Source organism: Povalibacter uvarum (genome assembly GCF_014202975.1).
In the GTDB taxonomy this organism is placed as follows: domain Bacteria; phylum Pseudomonadota; class Gammaproteobacteria; order Steroidobacterales; family Steroidobacteraceae; genus Steroidobacter; species Steroidobacter uvarum.
In genome coordinates, this window is record NZ_JACHHZ010000001.1 from 678,413 (window position 1) to 693,963 (window position 15,551).

Sequence of the window (15,551 nt, forward strand, 5' to 3'; positions counted from 1 at the left end):
TCTAGTGTAGTGTTCTCCATGCCAGCGGGGACGCCGCCGAAGAAGCTCCTATCGGCGGTGCGAGGGTTCGCGCGTGCAGAGGTTAGGTTGAGGCATCGGTACGCGATGGTGCTTCACACGGACGAGCCGCATCTGCATGTACATGTGGTCGTGAAGGTGGTGAGTGAGGAAGGTGCTCGATTGAATATCCCGAAGGCGACGCTTCGGAGATGGCGCGGTGAGTTTGTACGACAGCTGAGGGAGCATGGAGTAGAGGCGCAGCTGTTTGCTGGATGTTGATGTCTGCTATCGGGTCGGCAGCAGAAGAGGCGGGCGAGGGACGCGCGTGTGCCTCTAACCTCGGTTTCCCGCAATACCGAGCTTGAGGTTTCGTGCCATTTCCGCCCGAAACTCGAACGGCATTTCGGTTCAGTCCTTGAGATCATCGCCGTGGCTATCCCTCAGAGCCCGCATGACGAATGCGTCTCTCTCAATGGACTTGAACCGGAGGTTACGGCTGTGAACAGTACCTACTTCGGGTTGCTCGCTGAGTTTGGCGAGGCGAATGTACCGCTGGAACGGGTGGCACCTAAATACTTCGGCCTGAGCTATCCAGAAGCTCGAAGACGCGCTCCCGCGAAACTGCTTCCGTGCCGCGTCTTCAGATTGGGAGGTCAGAAATCGCCCTGGCTCGTGAGCGCGGTGGATCTGGCGGAGTTGATCGATCGTCAGCGGGGCAGGGCGAGCTGACTCGCGCCTTGGTGCATGGCGTTGTACGCCTTCCGTTGGTCTTTCCCGGTTGTGCAGGTATGTCTCGCGCCTCGCCAGGGCGCAGATTCGCGTAGCGCTTCAGTTCGTTCCATGAGTCGTGAAGCGTGAAGAGCGCGACCTCGTGAATCTGGTATCCGCGTTCGAACAAACGACTGGTCGCTTCATGGCGAAGGTCGTGGAAATGCAGGTCGATGATGCCCAGGATTTGGCAGGCCCTCGTGAATGCGGCGCAAACGCTTCGAGGGTTGTAAGGAAACACGTAGCCGTTCTTGGGCAGCTGACGCTGTACGATCGCCCAGGCCTCGGCCGTGTACTTGAATCGGCGATGATTGCCTAGCTTGGAAGTCGGGTGCTTGGCGTCGCGCACAAGGCCCGTTCTTTCTTTAGCGTCGTTATCTGCCACCTCGAGCCTGCAGATCTCAGATTCTCGCCGCGCGGACTCGATCGCAAACCACATGATGTCAAGCATCGGTATCTCGGCCCGCCGATCGCGACGACCAAAGTATTCACTGAGCTTCGTTAGTTCTTCCTGCGTCGGGCGACGCTCGCGTCGTCGACTCTTGGCGATGAGTCGCAGTTCTCGACAAGCGGTGCGTGCCTCGTCGACGATTTCGGCTTTGATGGGGATTTGCTTGACGCTCTTTGCTGCGCGCAACACCACGCCGATCCAAGTCAGATCGTTTGAGACTGTTGCAGGACCCGCGCCGCGCGCGCGACGCAATCGCACGTGATCAACGAGCGTTGCCGAAGTCATAGTCATGACGTTGGCAGCGCCGATCGGATGACGCTCGAGGAACTCGAGCTGCGCTTGCTTGGTGCGCTGCCACTTGCTGATTTCCCGGAAGTCCTCGATGTACCAGCGAATCAGACTTTTCAGGGACTGATCCCCGAGCTGGCGGCGCGCGAGCTCGCCAGGGTTTTCCAGAGCGACCTCTCGGGCTTTGGCCCACTTCTCCGCTGCGGAGCGATGCATGAAGGTCTTGCCTTCAGTATGGATCACAACCTTGCCGCGGCGCAGCCGCACCTCCGCGGTGTATCGCAATGTTCCATCATTTTTTCGGCGCAGCCGGATAGTGGCCATACAATGCTCTGAAATTGGAGGGGACAAGGTATTCTTGTCCCCTCTTTGTCGCCTCCGCAACCGATAAACGCCCCAAAATCCGCAGAAATGCCGCACGAACACCGATGACGGAAAACCCTATAAAAATAGGCATTTCAAGCGAGAAAGCTGCGGTTCCGCTGGATCGGCGCGTGAGCGTTGCGCCGATGATGGACTACACCGATCGGCACTGCCGCTACCTGCTGCGGTTGCTGAGCCCATCGGCATTGCTCTACACCGAAATGATCACCTCAGCGGCAATTGTCCGGGGCAAAGCCGATCGGTTGCTTGCGTATGACCCAGCGGAGCATCCCGTCGCGCTGCAGCTTGGCGGCAGCGATCCCGCCGAGCTCGCGACTGCGGCGCGAATCGGCGCTGAGTTCGGCTACGACGAGATCAATCTGAATTGCGGCTGTCCGAGTGATCGCGTGCAAAGCGGACGCTTCGGTGCGTGCTTGATGGCCGAGCCCTCATTGGTTGCGGAGTGCGTGAGCGCAATGAAGGGCGTGACCGACATTCCGATCACTGTGAAGTGCCGGATCGGAATCGAGCCTTCGCCGATCGCGGATGACTACGAGTTTCTTCACGGATTCGTTTCGCGTGTCGCTCAATCCGGCTGCGACATATTCGTCGTGCATGCGCGGCGGGCGGTTCTGAATGGGTTGAGCCCGAAGGAGAATCGAGAGATCCCGCCGTTGCGCTATGACGTTGCGGCTCAGTTGCGCGGCGACTTCCCTCAGTTCACGTTCATCGTCAATGGCGGCATCCGCACGGTCGATGAAGTGCGCGATCACCTGCAACATTTCGATGGCGCGATGCTTGGGCGCGAGGCATATCACAATCCGTACATCCTGGCGCAATTGCACGAGTCGATTATCGATCCACAGTGGACGCCGCCGGCGCGCGAGGACGTCGTGGCGCGATACGCTGAGTATTGCGCAGCCAGGCTTGCCGAAGGTCATCGGCTGCGAACGATGGTCCGGCACGTGCAGGGGCTTTACGCCGGCCTCCCGAACGTACGAGCGTGGCGTCGCTTCCTTTCGGAGAAGTCCGGTCAGCCGGCTGCAACCGCGGGCCTGCTGATGGATGCGTTGCGCATCGTCGAGCAGGCCGCGTAAAACACCGCTAGTGAGAACCGGCTGAGGTCTGTTGCGAGGCGCGACCGAAGTCGCCTTGCTTCGTCGACGCCAGCCATGCCGCGACTGCATATGCCGCGACGGATTGATCGAGAATTTTCGGATCGATCTTCGCCAGCGTGTCGTTGGTCGTGTGGTGAATGTCGAAGTAATTCGTCGCGTCCAGCGAAAGGTCGAGCACAGGAACGCCGGCTTCCCGCAGCGGACGCAGATCCGCGCCACCGGATGCAGTGTTGTCGCCGCCTTCGATCTTCAGTGGCTCGAGAACCTGGAGCATTTGCGCTACGGCCGGCAACTGTTCGACGCCAACCCGTGACTGCAGGCGCCACACCGGACCCTGACCCAGATCTGCTTCGAATGCGATCACGTGGCGCGGGATTTCCTCGCTCATCAGTCGCGCATACTCGCGGCCTCCGGAAAGTCCGAACTCTTCATTCGCGAACAGCACGACCCGGATCGTTCGCGCGGGCTTCCGGTCGAGCTTCGCGATCAGTCGCGCGGCTTCCATGACGATGGCGACACCCGCGCCATCATCGACGGCGCCTGGGCCCACATCCCACGAGTCGAGGTGAGCGCCCAGCAGCACGACTTCATTCGGCGACTGACTGCCGGGGATCTCGCCTATGACGTTCGCGGACCATGCAGGCGGCAGTTCGCGTGCCGTCGACCGCAAGCGCAGGCGCACGGGTTTGCCTGACTTCACCTGTCGCGCGAGCAGATCCGCATCCGGATTCGAAATGGCGAAGGCGGGAATGCGCGGCGCGTCGGTTCTATAAGACAGCCCTCCGGTGTGGGCGACGCGGTCAGGCGATGTGCCTACGGAGCGGATCACGAGGGCGGTTGCGCCAAGATTCGCGGCCACGCTTGCACCTTGCGACCGGTTGGGGACTACCGCGCCGTAGCCACTGGCATCGCGCGTTCGCTCCATGCGTTGATCGATGAAGACGATCTTCCCGGACACCTGGTTGGCAGGTAGTGCGGACAAGGCTTCGAGCGAGCCGACCGTCACGACCTGCGCCTCGATGCCTTCCTCGGGTGTGCCGACGCTGCCACCGATCGCGACGGCAACGAGCGGCTGAGGGTAGGGCGCAACGATCGACACTTCAGCAGTGCCGCGAACCCAGCGCGGGACCAGAACGTCCTGTGATCGGACGTTGGAAAAGCCCAGGGTGCCGAGACGATTGAGCGCCCACCGGACGGCAGCTGCATCGCCCGCCGAACCGGCAAAGCGCGGGCCGACTTCGGTGACCAGCCCGCTGACATGATCGAAGGCATTGGTCCCGGCGACTGCGCGATCGCGCAGAGTCGCCGCAGTCGCGAGGTCTTGCTCCGACCAATCAGCGGCGGGGACTGCGGCCGCGGCCAGCAGGAAGGCCGCAGAAAAAGCGGGGAAAAGCGCTGCGGGACGATACATGCGATGCATTCCGGAACTCCACTCGTGATCTGCCCGTTCGCACCGGGCGAGCTTATGTTGCGTTGTGTATATAATGCCCGCGCGGCCGGCCGCATGCCGGGCCGCCTGGCAGAGCCCACAGGACTATCCGGGCGCGCCCATCCAAGATGGTGCCTGCCGGTATACGAACGAAGGGAGCGGACCCGGTTAGGTTTGGGCACCAAGAGGTCATGGGAAAAGACATCGAACTCGCCATCCTGTTCGCCGATGTCGTCGGCAGCACCCGGATCTATGAAGTCATGGGCGATCTTCGCGCCCGCGACATGGTGCTGACCTGCGTCGAGATCATGCGTTCGGCGACCGAGCAGAACCATGGCACGGTGATCAAGACCATCGGCGACGAGATCATGGCGACGTTCCCCACGGCGAACGACGCGTTGAATGCCGCAAGCCGGATGCAGCACGACATCCGCACTCACTCCGAGCTCAAGGTCGAAGGACAACCCATCGCGATTCGCATCGGCGGGCACTTCGGTCCGGTGGTGCTGGAGAACCGCGATATCTTCGGTGCGGCCGTCCATACCGCGAATCGCATGACGAGCCAGGCGAAGGCTGGCCAGGTCATGATCACCAGCGCGATGGTCGAGCGGCTCGCCCCGGAATGGCAGTCAGCCGTGCGTCAGATCGACGTCGCGACGCTCAAGGGCAAGACCAGCGAAGACGAACTGTTCGAAGTGCTGTGGCAGAAGGAAGATGCCACCAGCATGTTGCCGGCCATCGCCCTGGGCGCAGCCGTCGCGTCCCGCGAAAAGCAGCGTCCCCGCCGCCTGCGCCTGAAGTTCCTCGGTCAGGACATCGTCGTCGACGACAGCCGGAGCAACATCACGATCGGTCGGGCGGAAGAGAACGATGTTGTGGTGAAGGGCAACCTGATCTCACGTCTGCACGCCCGGATCGAATTCAGCCGCGGCAAATTCCTGCTGGTCGATCAGAGCACCAACGGGACTTTCGTGACCACGCGCGAGAACGAAGAAGCCTTCGTTCGTCGCGACAGCATGCAGTTGAAGGGCGAGGGGATGATCGGCTTCGGGCGAGTGCCCGAGGCGGGCTCGCCGCTGACGCTGAGATACAACTGCGAGGAATAGCAGCGAGCTGCGAGCTATGAGTTATGAGCCAGAAGAGAACGGCCTCTTTTCTGGCTCGTAGCTCATCGCTCACAGCTCGCCGCTTCTCATCCCAATCTTCCCGCCACCGTCCGCTGTTCATCCCGCAGCTTGGCCGGCACCCTGTCCTTGAACTCATCGAGATACTTGCTGATCGCGTCGATTTCCTGGCGCCACGCGCCGACGTCGACGGACAGCAGGGTGTTGAGCGTGTCCTTGTCGAGATCGACGCCCGCCAGGTTCAGATCTTCCGGTGCGGGTACGAAGCCGATCGGCGATTCGGTTGCGCCGGCCTTGCCTTCGCAGCGGTTCGCAATCCACTGCAGAACGCGCAGGTTTTCGCCGAAGCCGGGCCACATGAACTTGCCGTTCTTGTCCTGGCGGAACCAGTTGACGTGGAAGATGCGGGGCAGCTTGCTCGTCTTGCCCTCGAGCGACAGCCAGTGCTGCCAGTAGTCGCCGAAGTTGTAACCGCAGAAGGGCTTCATCGCCATCGAATCGCGACGCACGACACCCATCTGGCCGACGGCGGCCGCGGTGGTCTCAGAGGCCATGCCGGCGCCGACCAGGACACCATGCGTCCAGTTGCGGGCTTCGTAGACGAGCGGCGCGACTTCGCGGCGCCGGCCGCCGAAAAGGATTGCCGAGATCGGCACGCCGTCCGGCGCTTCGGCCAGCGAGGAGTAGATCGGGTTCTGCTTCGCCGAAACGGTGAAGCGCGAATTCGGATGCGCCGCGGCGCCCTTGCCGCTGTACGGTTTGCCCTGCCAGTCGAGAGCAGGCGTACCGCTCTCCATGCCTTCCCACCACGGCTGGTTGTCAGCGGTCAGCGCGACGTTCGTGAAGATCGTGTCGCGTTGAATCATGTCGTAGGCATTCTTGTTCGTCTTGCGGTTCGTTCCCGGGACGACACCGAAGTAGCCGGCTTCCGGATTGATCGCACGGAGCTGGCCGTCCTTGCCGATCTGCATCCAGCAGATATCGTCGCCCACGGTCCAGATCTTCCAGCCCGGCATCGATTCGGGCGGCACCAGCATCGCGAGATTCGTCTTGCCGCACGCGGACGGGAAAGCACCGGCGATGTAGTGCGTCTGTCCTTCGGGGCTCTGAATTCCCATGATGAGCATGTGCTCGGCGAGCCAGCCCTCATCGCGCGCCTGCCAGCTGGCGATCCGCAGCGCGTGGCATTTCTTGCCGAGCAGCGCATTGCCGCCGTAGCCGGAGCCGACGCTCTTGATGAAGAGCTCTTCCGGGAAATGCATGATGAAACGCCGTTCGGGATCGAGATCGCCGATCGAGTGCAGGCCCTTCACGAACTTGCCTTCGCGCTCGATGCGCTTGAGAGCCGCATCGCCCATGCGTGTCATGATGCGCATGTTGACGACGACGTAGGGGCTGTCGGTGATCTCGACGCCGCAGCGCGAGTAGGGCGATTCGATCGGGCCCATGCAGTACGGGATCACGTACATGGTGCGACCGCGCATCGAGCCTTCGAAGAGCGCGTCGATCTTGCGATGTGCCTCGGCCGGATCCATCCAGATGTTGTTCGGGCCCGCGTCTTCGCGATTGCGCGTGCAGACGAAAGTCAGGTGCTCGACACGTGCGACGTCGGACGGATGGGAGCGATGGAGATAGCAGTTCGGATGGGTCTTGGGATTCAGCTTGATGAGATCGCCGGTCGTGAGCATCTCGTCGATGAGACGGGAGTTCTCGGCATCCGACCCGGTGCACCAGTGAACCGAATCAGGCTTGGTCAGCCGCGCGATTTCCTCGACCCAACTATTCAACGACGCATTCATGCTCATTTTCGACGTGGACCTCGAGCGGTCGCCTGTCAGGCGGACCCGCCGGCTGCAGTGAGAAACAGGCGCGGGATTATACCGGGCGCCGATCCGGTGTCATTGAATGTGATCCGGGCGGCGCGTCCGCCGACTACAATCCAAGTTATGTCCATGATTTTCCTGTCGACCGGGTCGCGTCCACTCCAATCTGCCATGCGGGCAATCACAAAGGTGCAGGTGCTGCTGAGCAGAAGGTCCGGCTCGACAGCGATAGACAACAACGCGTGGCATGGGAGGAATGTGCCTGCGGGAATGCTCCTTGCGCTCGCGACCATTGCCGGCGCTCGCGCGGACGATATCGAGACGACGCTCGTCGCCGAGACCAGGCTGGAGATTCCCGCACCGAACGACCGCCGGATCTCGCGGCTCGTGCCTGCAGCGACGCTGCAGCAGGGCCAGGAAATTTTCTATACGGTCCGGATCCGCAACTCCGGGAACGGCGCCGCGCGCGACGTGGAAGTCGTGCAGCGCATTCCGGAGAACACGACTTATGTCGCCGATTCCGCAGCCGGCCCGGGCGCGGAAGTGAGTTTGTCCGCGGATGGTGGCGCGACGTTCGGTAAGGAAGGTCAGCTGACCGTTACCGAGCAGCCAACGCCCGTGCATACGCCGCTGACGCGCCCCGCGACACCGCAGGACTACACGCATGTCCGTTGGCGTCTTCGCAATCCTTTGGCGCCGGGCGCGGTGGCCCTGGCGCGTTTTCGCGCAGTTTTCCGCTAGCGATGCAAGATTGGGATGAAATCTTCGGTCCGGAAGGCCCGCTGGCCCGGACGGTTCCCGGCTTCACGACGCGTCCCGAGCAGATCGCGATGGCGCAGGAAGTCGCAAGGGCGCTGCACGTCAGTGGGCGACTGATCGTCGAAGCCGGAACCGGGACGGGAAAGACATTCGCGTACCTCGTTCCCGTGTTGCTGTCGGGCAAGCGCGTGATCGTGTCCACGGGTACGCGCACGCTGCAGGATCAGCTCTTCCGCCGTGATCTGCCGACGGTCGCAAATGCGATGGGCCGACCCGTGCGCGTCGCGCTGCTCAAGGGGCGCGCGAATTATCTGTGTCTGCATCGCCTCGATCTCGCCGAACAGCAGGCGGTGTCGAGAGGACTTCGCCGGGAAGTGGCGATGGCGCTGCCGCACGTGCGCGAGTGGGCTCGCATCACGCGCCAGGGAGATATCGCGGAACTCGCGAGATTCAGCGAATCGGAGCCCGTGTGGCCCTGGGTGACCTCGACTCGCGACAACTGCCTGGGCCCGGAATGTCCCGTCTTTGATCGCTGCCATGTGATGAAGGCGCGGCGTGAAGCGCAGGCCGCGGATGTCGTCGTCGTCAATCATCATCTGCTGATGGCCGACCTCGTGCTCAAGGAAGAGGGGTTCGGCGATCTGCTGCCGGGCGCCGATGCCATCGTGATCGATGAAGCGCATCAGTTGCCCGAGGTCGCGACCGCCTTCCTGGGGTTTGCGATTTCGGGTCGGCAGTTGCAGGCGCTCGCTCGGGATCTCGCGGTGGAGCTCGTCGCCAGTGCCGCGCAGACAGATGTCGCGAACACGTTTGCGCAGACACTGGATCGGCGCGTCATCGATCTCGAAGATGCGCTCGGCTCGGCGCAGGAGCGTGTGGAGTCGGCAAAATGGACGGGCTCCATCGTCGAGTCGCTCGAATCCCTGCAGTTCTCGCTCGCTGACCTCGGCAAGGCGCTGGCAACGTCGGATCAGCCGGGCCTCGCATCAGTTCGCAGGCGCGCGATCGAACTGCAGACGCGGCTCGGATTGTTGCTCGAGCATGGCGACGAAGCCGAAACCGCCAGTGTGCGCTGGGCGCAGGTCACCCGACACGGAGTCTCGTTTCACTATGTGCCCGTCGATGTCGCCGAGCAGTTGGGTGAGTTGATCCGCGGGCATTCGAACGCATGGATCTGCACGTCGGCCACGCTCGCTGTTGGGGATGACTTCGAACACTTCACGCGTCGTATCGGCATAGAGGAGCCGACGACGGCGCGTTTCGGCAGTCCTTTCGATTTCGAGAAGCAGTCGCTGCTCTATCTACCGCCAGGCCTGGACGCACCAGCGTCGTCGCGACATACCCGTCAGGTTGTTGAAGCCGCGCTTCCGGTGCTCGAGGCGAGCGGAGGCAGGGCGTTCCTGCTGTTCACCAGTCATCGCGCTTTGCGAGAGGCGGCCGAGACTCTCTTGCAGCGCCTAGGTCCGAAGCCGCCTTATCCAGTCCTGGTCCAGGGCGATGCGCCGAGGGAGGTTCTTCTGAACCGTTTTCGCGATTACGGGAATGCAGTATTGCTCGGCACCAGCAGCTTCTGGGAAGGTGTCGACGTCAAAGGGGCGGCGTTGTCCGTAGTGGTCATCGACAAGCTCCCGTTCGCGGTGCCGGATGATCCAGTGCTCAAGGCGCGTCTGACTGCGATCGAACGTCGCGGAGGCAATTCGTTCTTCGAGGAGCAGGTGCCGCAGGCGGTGATCGCCTTGAAGCAGGGGGTCGGCCGTTTGATTCGCGATGCGGACGATTTCGGCGTCATCATGTTGTGTGACCAGCGACTGAAGTCGAAGCCCTACGGGCGCATCTTCCTGCGCAGTCTGCCGCCGATGCCGCTGACGTCGAAGCTCGAGGTGGTGACCGAATTCCTGCGGTCGCGCCTTGCCGCCATCGGACTGGTGCCGGAGTTCGTACGAGAGGGCTCTTCATGAAACTGCTCGCGATCGATACGGCCACGGAGCGTTGCTCAGTGGCGTTGCGCATCGACGGGCAGGTGATCAGCCGCTCGGTCGATACACCGCGCGGTCACGCGGATCTGATCCTCGCGCTCACAGAGGAATTGCTGCGCGAGGGAGCAACCCGGCTCCACGATCTCGATGCAATTGCTTACGGACGTGGTCCGGGCGCCTTTACCGGAGTGCGCATCGCGATCGGTGTCGTGCAAGGACTGGCCTTCGGGGCATCCCTGCCGACTGTCGGTATTTCCAATCTTGCTGCCGTCGCGCAGCAGGTCGCGAAACCGGGCGATCGCATACTCGTCTGCATGGATGCCAGGATGAATGAAGTGTATTGGGGACTCTTCTCGTGCGAGGAGACGACGGGCCTGGTGAAGCCCGCGAGTGAGGAGCGCGTCGGTGCGGCGTCGACGGTCAATGCAGCCGGAGCGCAACCGAACACTTGTGCCGGAACGGGGTTCGGCGCCTACGCGGAGCTTGCGGCTTCGTTCGGGGAATTCCCGACGCATCCGCACACATTGCCGCGCGCGACCGAGATCGCGCTGCTGGGCGAAGCGGCATTCCTGAACGGGGAAGGACGACCGGCGCAGGAGGCCCAACCCGTTTATCTGCGCGACCAGGTCGCGGTCGCCAAGAGATAATGTGACAGCGTTCGGGTATTTCCCGCGAGAGGGCCTGACTTTTCATCGAACTGTCACAGACTGTTGCTGTAATGTTGCCGTCACTGGTCGACTCAACCTGTTGAATTCATGGCAGCCCGACAGATCCTGATCGTTGAAGACGAGCGTCCGATCCGCGAAATGATTGCATTCGGATTGCGTCGCAGCGGCTTCGAAGTGCGTGAAGCGGCGGACGTCAGCGCAGCCCGCGCGAGCATCGCCGACCGTCGTCCTGACCTCGTTCTGGTGGACTGGATGCTGCCAGAAATGAGCGGCCTCGAGCTCACCCGGGCCTTGAAGCGTGACAAGGAGACACAGGAAGTCCCCGTCATCATGCTGACCGCAAGGGCCGAGGAGCAGGACAAGGTGCTGGGGCTCGATGGCGGTGCCGACGACTATGTGACCAAGCCGTTCTCGCCGCGCGAACTGCTGGCCCGGATCAACGCAGTCTTGCGCCGTTCATCGAATGGCAGCACTGAGGAAGTCATCGAAGCAGAGGGACTCGTGCTCGATGCGGCCAGCCACCGGGTGACCGTAGGTGACCGTACTGTGCAGCTCGGTCCGACCGAGTATCGTCTGCTCTCGTTTTTCATGACCCATCCCGAGCGGGTGTACAGTCGCACGCAGCTGCTGGACCGTGTCTGGGGCGGCAACGTCTATGTGGAAGAGCGAACCGTCGATGTGCACATTCGCCGACTGCGCAAGGCACTCGAAGCCTTCAGCTACGACCGTTTCATCCAGACCGTCCGCGGCTCCGGGTACAGGTTCTCTACGCGCGCGGAGTAGCGCTTGAAGCTGCCGTCCTCCATGTCGTCCGTCGGCTGGCAGGCGGCGGGCCGGCTCAGCATCGCCGTCGGCCTCGCATTGCTCGTCGGGCTCATCCTTCGCCGTGTCGCGCTCGTCCTGGCGATCGTTCTCGGCATCTATCTCGTCATCCAGATCTGGAACCTGCTGCGGATCGAGCGGTGGCTGACCCACCGTCGTATCGAATCGCCGCCGGACATCAACGGTCCGTGGGGCGAAGTCATCGCCATCATCGATCGCATCTACAGACGCAAGAACTACCATCGCGCCCAGGTCACCGGCCTGCTGCGCGAATTCCGCCGGTTGACGACCGCGATGCCCGAAGGCGCGATCCTCCTCGGTCCGGAGCACGAAATTCTCTGGTTCAATGGCCGGGCCGCGGGCTGGCTTCACCTGCATCGCAAGCGCGATGTCGGCATTCGCATCGAGAATCTCGTCCGGCATCCGGCGTTCGTCGAATACCTGAAGCACGGCCGGCCGGTTGAAGGCGTCATCGTCTATGAGCCTGCTGACGGCGGGCGATACTTGTCATTCACGCTGGTTCGCACCGGCGGCTCGGAACGGCAACTGCTCGTGGTGCGCGATGTGAGTCGCGAGATGCGCGTGGAGTCGATCCGGAAGGATTTCGTCGCCAACGCATCGCACGAACTGCGCTCGCCGCTGACCGTGATCTCCGGCTATCTCGATGCGCTCGCCGACGATGCGAGTCTCGATCCGGCCTGGGGTGCGCCGGTGCTGGAGATGCGACGGCAGACCGAGCGCATGAGCAGCATCATCAACGATCTGCTGGAGCTCTCGAAGCTCGAGTCGGGCGAACGGCGGCACATCGAGCGTCCAATCGATATCGCGGGCCTGCTGTCGCTTCTGCGGCGCGAAGCCATGTCGCTCGAGCGGCGCCCCAGGAACGTGAATACGCAGATCGACAGCGAGGAGTGGTTGCTCGGCGCGGAGACCGAGATCCATTCGATCGTGTCGAACCTGCTCACCAACGCAGTGAAGTACACGCCGTCGGAAGGCGAGGTCACGCTGCGATGGTGGACCGATGACGAAGGCGGGCATATTTCCGTCCGCGACACTGGCGTCGGTATCGCCGCCGAACATATCCCGAGGCTGACGGAACGGTTCTACCGGGTCGATTCCGGTCGTTCCCGCGAGATGGGCGGCTCCGGACTCGGTCTTGCGATCGTCAAACACGCGCTGCAGCGGCATGAGGCCACGCTGACGATCGAAAGCACGCCAGGGAAGGGCAGTACCTTCACCTGTCATTTCCCTCAGCACCGGGTGGTCTCGCGTGAAGGGGTCGAAGCCGGAGTCGCACGCCTGCACGCCGTCGATTGAGTTGTCATCCGCACGCGGATTCATTCCGCATCTCATCGCTCTGCCCGGGCGACCGATTGTGACCGTGAGTTGACGATCGAATCGGCCGCATGAATTTCTTCATGCAGCCGCAGCGATCTGTCGCTTCGTGCACGCGGACCGTAACAATTGTTTGCGGTATTTCTTACAGAGTTGTAACGCCGCTGATCGGCGACAGCGTCCACCTCGCGCCATCTGCAATCTGCCTGTAACAAACCGGTCGTATAAAAGCGCCCGTCCCGATGCGGCGCGCATGATCCGGTTCGGATCCGAACAGCTTGCGCGACTCCATCGATCTACTGACATGAGGAGTCACTCAAGTGAAGAACATGCTGATTGCGTCTGCGGTGGCGGCGGTCCTGTCGATCGGTCCGGCAGGTGCGATGGCGGCCAGCGCCGACGACCTGGCTCAGATTCGTGAACAGCTGCAGGGATTGATGCAGCGAGTCGACAAGCTCGAACAGGAGAACACCGAGCTCAAGGCCGAGAACGAGAATCTCAAGGCCCAGGACGACTATCTGAAAGCTGAAACGAAGGGACTGCGCAAGGACGCCGCGACGCTGGCTTCCGATGCAGGCAAGGTGAAGGGCGCGGACTGGGCCGGCCGCATCACCGCGAAGGGCGACCTGCGCTATCGCTATGAATGGATCGAAGATCCCACCCGCCAGGGTGTCGTGAGCGGCTTGCAGGGTGTGAATGAAACGGAACAGTCGCGCCACCGCATCCGCGCCCGACTCGGCTTCGATGCGAAGATCACGGATACGCTGCTCGTCGGCCTGCAGGTCGCGACCGGCGGTGATGACCCGCGTTCATCGAACCAGACGCTCGGCGGCGCGAGCTCGCGCAAGGCGATCGGCTTCGACCTCGCTTACTTCGACTGGAAGTTCGCGACCTGGGGCAACCTGATCGGCGGCAAGATGAAGTATCCGTTCCTGCGTCCCGGCCAGAGCCTCTTCTACGACGGCGACGTGAATCCCGAAGGCCTCGCGATGCAGTTCAATCGCGGCATGTTCTTCGGCAGCGCTTTCGGTTTCCTGGTCGACGAGCGCAACAACGCAGCTCGTTCTTCCACCAGCAGCTCGACGCCTGCCACGACGACGCTCACCAACTGTATTGCTGAAGCAGGTCGTACCTGCAGCAAGGACGTCTATACGCTGGGTGCACAGATCGGTGCGCGCTTCCCGATCGGCTCATCGACGCTGGTGGCAGCGGTCGGCTACTCCGACCTGAAGAACGGTCAGGGACAGCGTCCGTTCTACAACAACAACGCCAACGGCAATACGCTTACGGGCCCGTTCAGCGGGCTGGCATACGACTACAACATCATCGAAGGTCTCGCGGAGTTCAACACGCAGGTCGGCACGTTGCCGCTGCAGGTCTGGGCGAACTATGCCCAGAACGAAGATCCGGATGATCTGAACACTGCGTGGGGCGCGGGCGTGCTGCTGGGCAAGGCCAGCAACTATCGCACCTGGGAAGCGGGCTTCGGCTACCAGGTCGTCGAGAAGGATGCGCTGTTCGGCCAGGTGATCGATTCGGACTTCGGTGACGGCACGACCGACACGGAAGGCTGGGTCATCCGCGCCGGCTGGGCGCCGGTTCGCAACACCTCGCTGAACGCGACGTACTTCATCAACAGCCGGTTCGTGGACGTTCCGGTCAACGCGGTCTATGGCACCAAGACCGACTACGATCGTCTGCAGCTCGACTTCAACATGAAGTTCTGATCGATCCGCGACAGCCGTCGACGCTCGGAGAGCGATCTCCGGTCGCCGACGGACGTCCGGCGATCATCGGCCGGTGCTTGCGGGAGCAACGTCCGACGGGTATACAGCCAGCATCGTCTCCAACCGGTTGTGTCATGGAAAAGTCAGACCTCTCGCACCATATTCTCAGTCGCTACAACGACGATCTCGAGCGTGTGCGTACCAACGTGCTGCAGATGGGCGGGTTGGTCGAGGAGCAGCTGAAGCTTGCGGTCGAAGCCCTCGTCGAGGGCGACAGCCGCCTCGGCGAACAGGTGGCACGCGGTGATGTGAAGGTCAACGCGATGGAAGTGGCCATCGACGACGACTGCAGCCGCATCCTGGCCACGCGCAGTCCCGCCGCTTCGGACCTGCGATTGATCGTGGCGGTCATCAAGACCATCACCGATCTGGAACGTATCGGTGATGAAGCCGAGAAGATCGGCTACATCGGATCGCGTCTGGCGGCCGTCGAACGGCCCGCCGATCGCTATCGCGAGCTGAAGCATCTCGGCCGCATCGTCGGCGACATGGTTCACGAAGCCCTCGATGCCTTTGCGCGCCTCGACGCGGAAGGAGCGGTCGCCATCGCAAAAAAGGACCGACTGGTCGACGAGGAATACGAAGCGATCCAGCGCCAGTGCATCACTTTCATGATGGAAGATCCGCGAACGATCCGCCGCGCGCTCGACGTCCTGTGGGTCGCGCGTGCGCTGGAGCGCATCGGCGATCATGCGAAGAACGTTTGCGAGTACGTGGTCTATATGGTGTACGGCAAGGACATCCGTCATCTGTCACTGGAAGACGTCGAGAAGCACGTGCAGTCGAAGTCGCAGAAGGCCGCGCCGGAAGGGCACTGAGCGCTCGCCGGTCGCCGGTCAG

The 15,551-nt window shown here is 62.3% G+C and carries 14 protein-coding genes; 11 read left to right on the forward strand and 3 right to left on the reverse strand.

Annotated features, from left to right (window positions below; all coding sequences use genetic code 11):
• Positions 1 to 18: 18 nt before the first annotated feature.
• Together HNQ60_RS28235 and HNQ60_RS28240 are read left to right on the forward strand one after the other, a co-directional pair.
• Positions 19 to 279, forward strand: coding sequence for a relaxase/mobilization nuclease domain-containing protein (locus HNQ60_RS28235; RefSeq protein ID WP_184329491.1), 261 nt, complete (start codon positions 19 to 21; stop codon positions 277 to 279).
• A gap of 219 nt (positions 280 to 498) precedes the next feature.
• Positions 499 to 729: a pyocin activator PrtN family protein gene (locus HNQ60_RS28240; RefSeq protein ID WP_221303981.1), complete on the forward strand. Its 231-nt coding sequence runs from the start codon at positions 499 to 501 to the stop codon at positions 727 to 729.
• On the opposite strand, the gene HNQ60_RS02840 is transcribed toward HNQ60_RS28240, so the two are convergent.
• On the reverse strand, positions 641 to 1,831 hold the full coding sequence (locus HNQ60_RS02840; RefSeq protein WP_184329493.1) for a tyrosine-type recombinase/integrase: 1,191 nt from the start codon (positions 1,829 to 1,831) through the stop codon (positions 641 to 643). The genes HNQ60_RS28240 and HNQ60_RS02840 overlap by 89 nt on opposite strands.
• Positions 1,832 to 1,935: 104 nt before the next feature.
• Between HNQ60_RS02840 and dusA the strand changes: the two genes are divergently transcribed.
• Positions 1,936 to 2,967 carry a tRNA dihydrouridine(20/20a) synthase DusA gene (dusA, locus tag HNQ60_RS02845; RefSeq protein WP_184329494.1) on the forward strand — a complete coding sequence of 344 codons (1,032 nt, stop codon included), beginning with the start codon at positions 1,936 to 1,938 and terminating at the stop codon, positions 2,965 to 2,967.
• 7 nt (positions 2,968 to 2,974) lie between these two features.
• On the opposite strand, the gene HNQ60_RS02850 is transcribed toward dusA, so the two are convergent.
• Positions 2,975 to 4,399: a M20/M25/M40 family metallo-hydrolase gene (locus tag HNQ60_RS02850; RefSeq protein ID WP_184329495.1), complete on the reverse strand. Its 1,425-nt coding sequence runs from the start codon at positions 4,397 to 4,399 to the stop codon at positions 2,975 to 2,977.
• Between the two features lie 209 nt (positions 4,400 to 4,608).
• Between HNQ60_RS02850 and HNQ60_RS02855 the strand changes: the two genes are divergently transcribed.
• Positions 4,609 to 5,523, forward strand: coding sequence for an adenylate/guanylate cyclase domain-containing protein (locus HNQ60_RS02855; RefSeq protein WP_184329496.1), 915 nt, complete (start codon positions 4,609 to 4,611; stop codon positions 5,521 to 5,523).
• Positions 5,524 to 5,609: 86 nt separating this feature from the next.
• On the opposite strand, the gene HNQ60_RS02860 is transcribed toward HNQ60_RS02855, so the two are convergent.
• Positions 5,610 to 7,379 (reverse strand): phosphoenolpyruvate carboxykinase (GTP), encoded by a 1,770-nt coding sequence (locus tag HNQ60_RS02860; protein ID WP_281382673.1) that lies wholly within the window; start codon positions 7,377 to 7,379, stop codon positions 5,610 to 5,612.
• A 156-nt stretch (positions 7,380 to 7,535) separates the two neighbouring features.
• Between HNQ60_RS02860 and HNQ60_RS02865 the strand changes: the two genes are divergently transcribed.
• The 7 genes from HNQ60_RS02865 (at position 7,536) to phoU (ending at position 15,529) form a co-directional block, all read left to right on the forward strand.
• Positions 7,536 to 8,105, forward strand: coding sequence for a DUF11 domain-containing protein (locus tag HNQ60_RS02865; protein WP_184329498.1), 570 nt, complete (start codon positions 7,536 to 7,538; stop codon positions 8,103 to 8,105).
• Between the two features lie 2 nt (positions 8,106 to 8,107).
• A complete protein-coding gene (locus tag HNQ60_RS02870) occupies positions 8,108 to 10,081 on the forward strand; it encodes an ATP-dependent DNA helicase (protein WP_184329499.1) in 1,974 nt (657 codons plus the stop codon).
• A complete protein-coding gene (gene tsaB, locus HNQ60_RS02875) occupies positions 10,078 to 10,746 on the forward strand; it encodes a tRNA (adenosine(37)-N6)-threonylcarbamoyltransferase complex dimerization subunit type 1 TsaB (protein WP_184329500.1) in 669 nt (222 codons plus the stop codon). The genes HNQ60_RS02870 and tsaB overlap by 4 nt, the downstream gene beginning before the upstream one ends.
• A gap of 108 nt (positions 10,747 to 10,854) precedes the next feature.
• Complete coding sequence (gene phoB, locus HNQ60_RS02880; protein WP_184329501.1) at positions 10,855 to 11,550, forward strand: phosphate regulon transcriptional regulator PhoB; 696 nt, start codon at positions 10,855 to 10,857, stop codon at positions 11,548 to 11,550.
• A gap of 3 nt (positions 11,551 to 11,553) precedes the next feature.
• Entirely contained in the window at positions 11,554 to 12,906 is a 1,353-nt protein-coding gene (gene phoR / locus HNQ60_RS02885) for a phosphate regulon sensor histidine kinase PhoR (protein ID WP_184329502.1), read from the forward strand.
• Between the two features lie 347 nt (positions 12,907 to 13,253).
• Complete coding sequence (locus HNQ60_RS02890) at positions 13,254 to 14,651, forward strand: putative porin (RefSeq protein ID WP_246433428.1); 1,398 nt, start codon at positions 13,254 to 13,256, stop codon at positions 14,649 to 14,651.
• A gap of 134 nt (positions 14,652 to 14,785) precedes the next feature.
• On the forward strand, positions 14,786 to 15,529 hold the full coding sequence (gene phoU, locus HNQ60_RS02895; RefSeq protein ID WP_184329504.1) for a phosphate signaling complex protein PhoU: 744 nt from the start codon (positions 14,786 to 14,788) through the stop codon (positions 15,527 to 15,529).
• Positions 15,530 to 15,551: the final 22 nt, after the last annotated feature.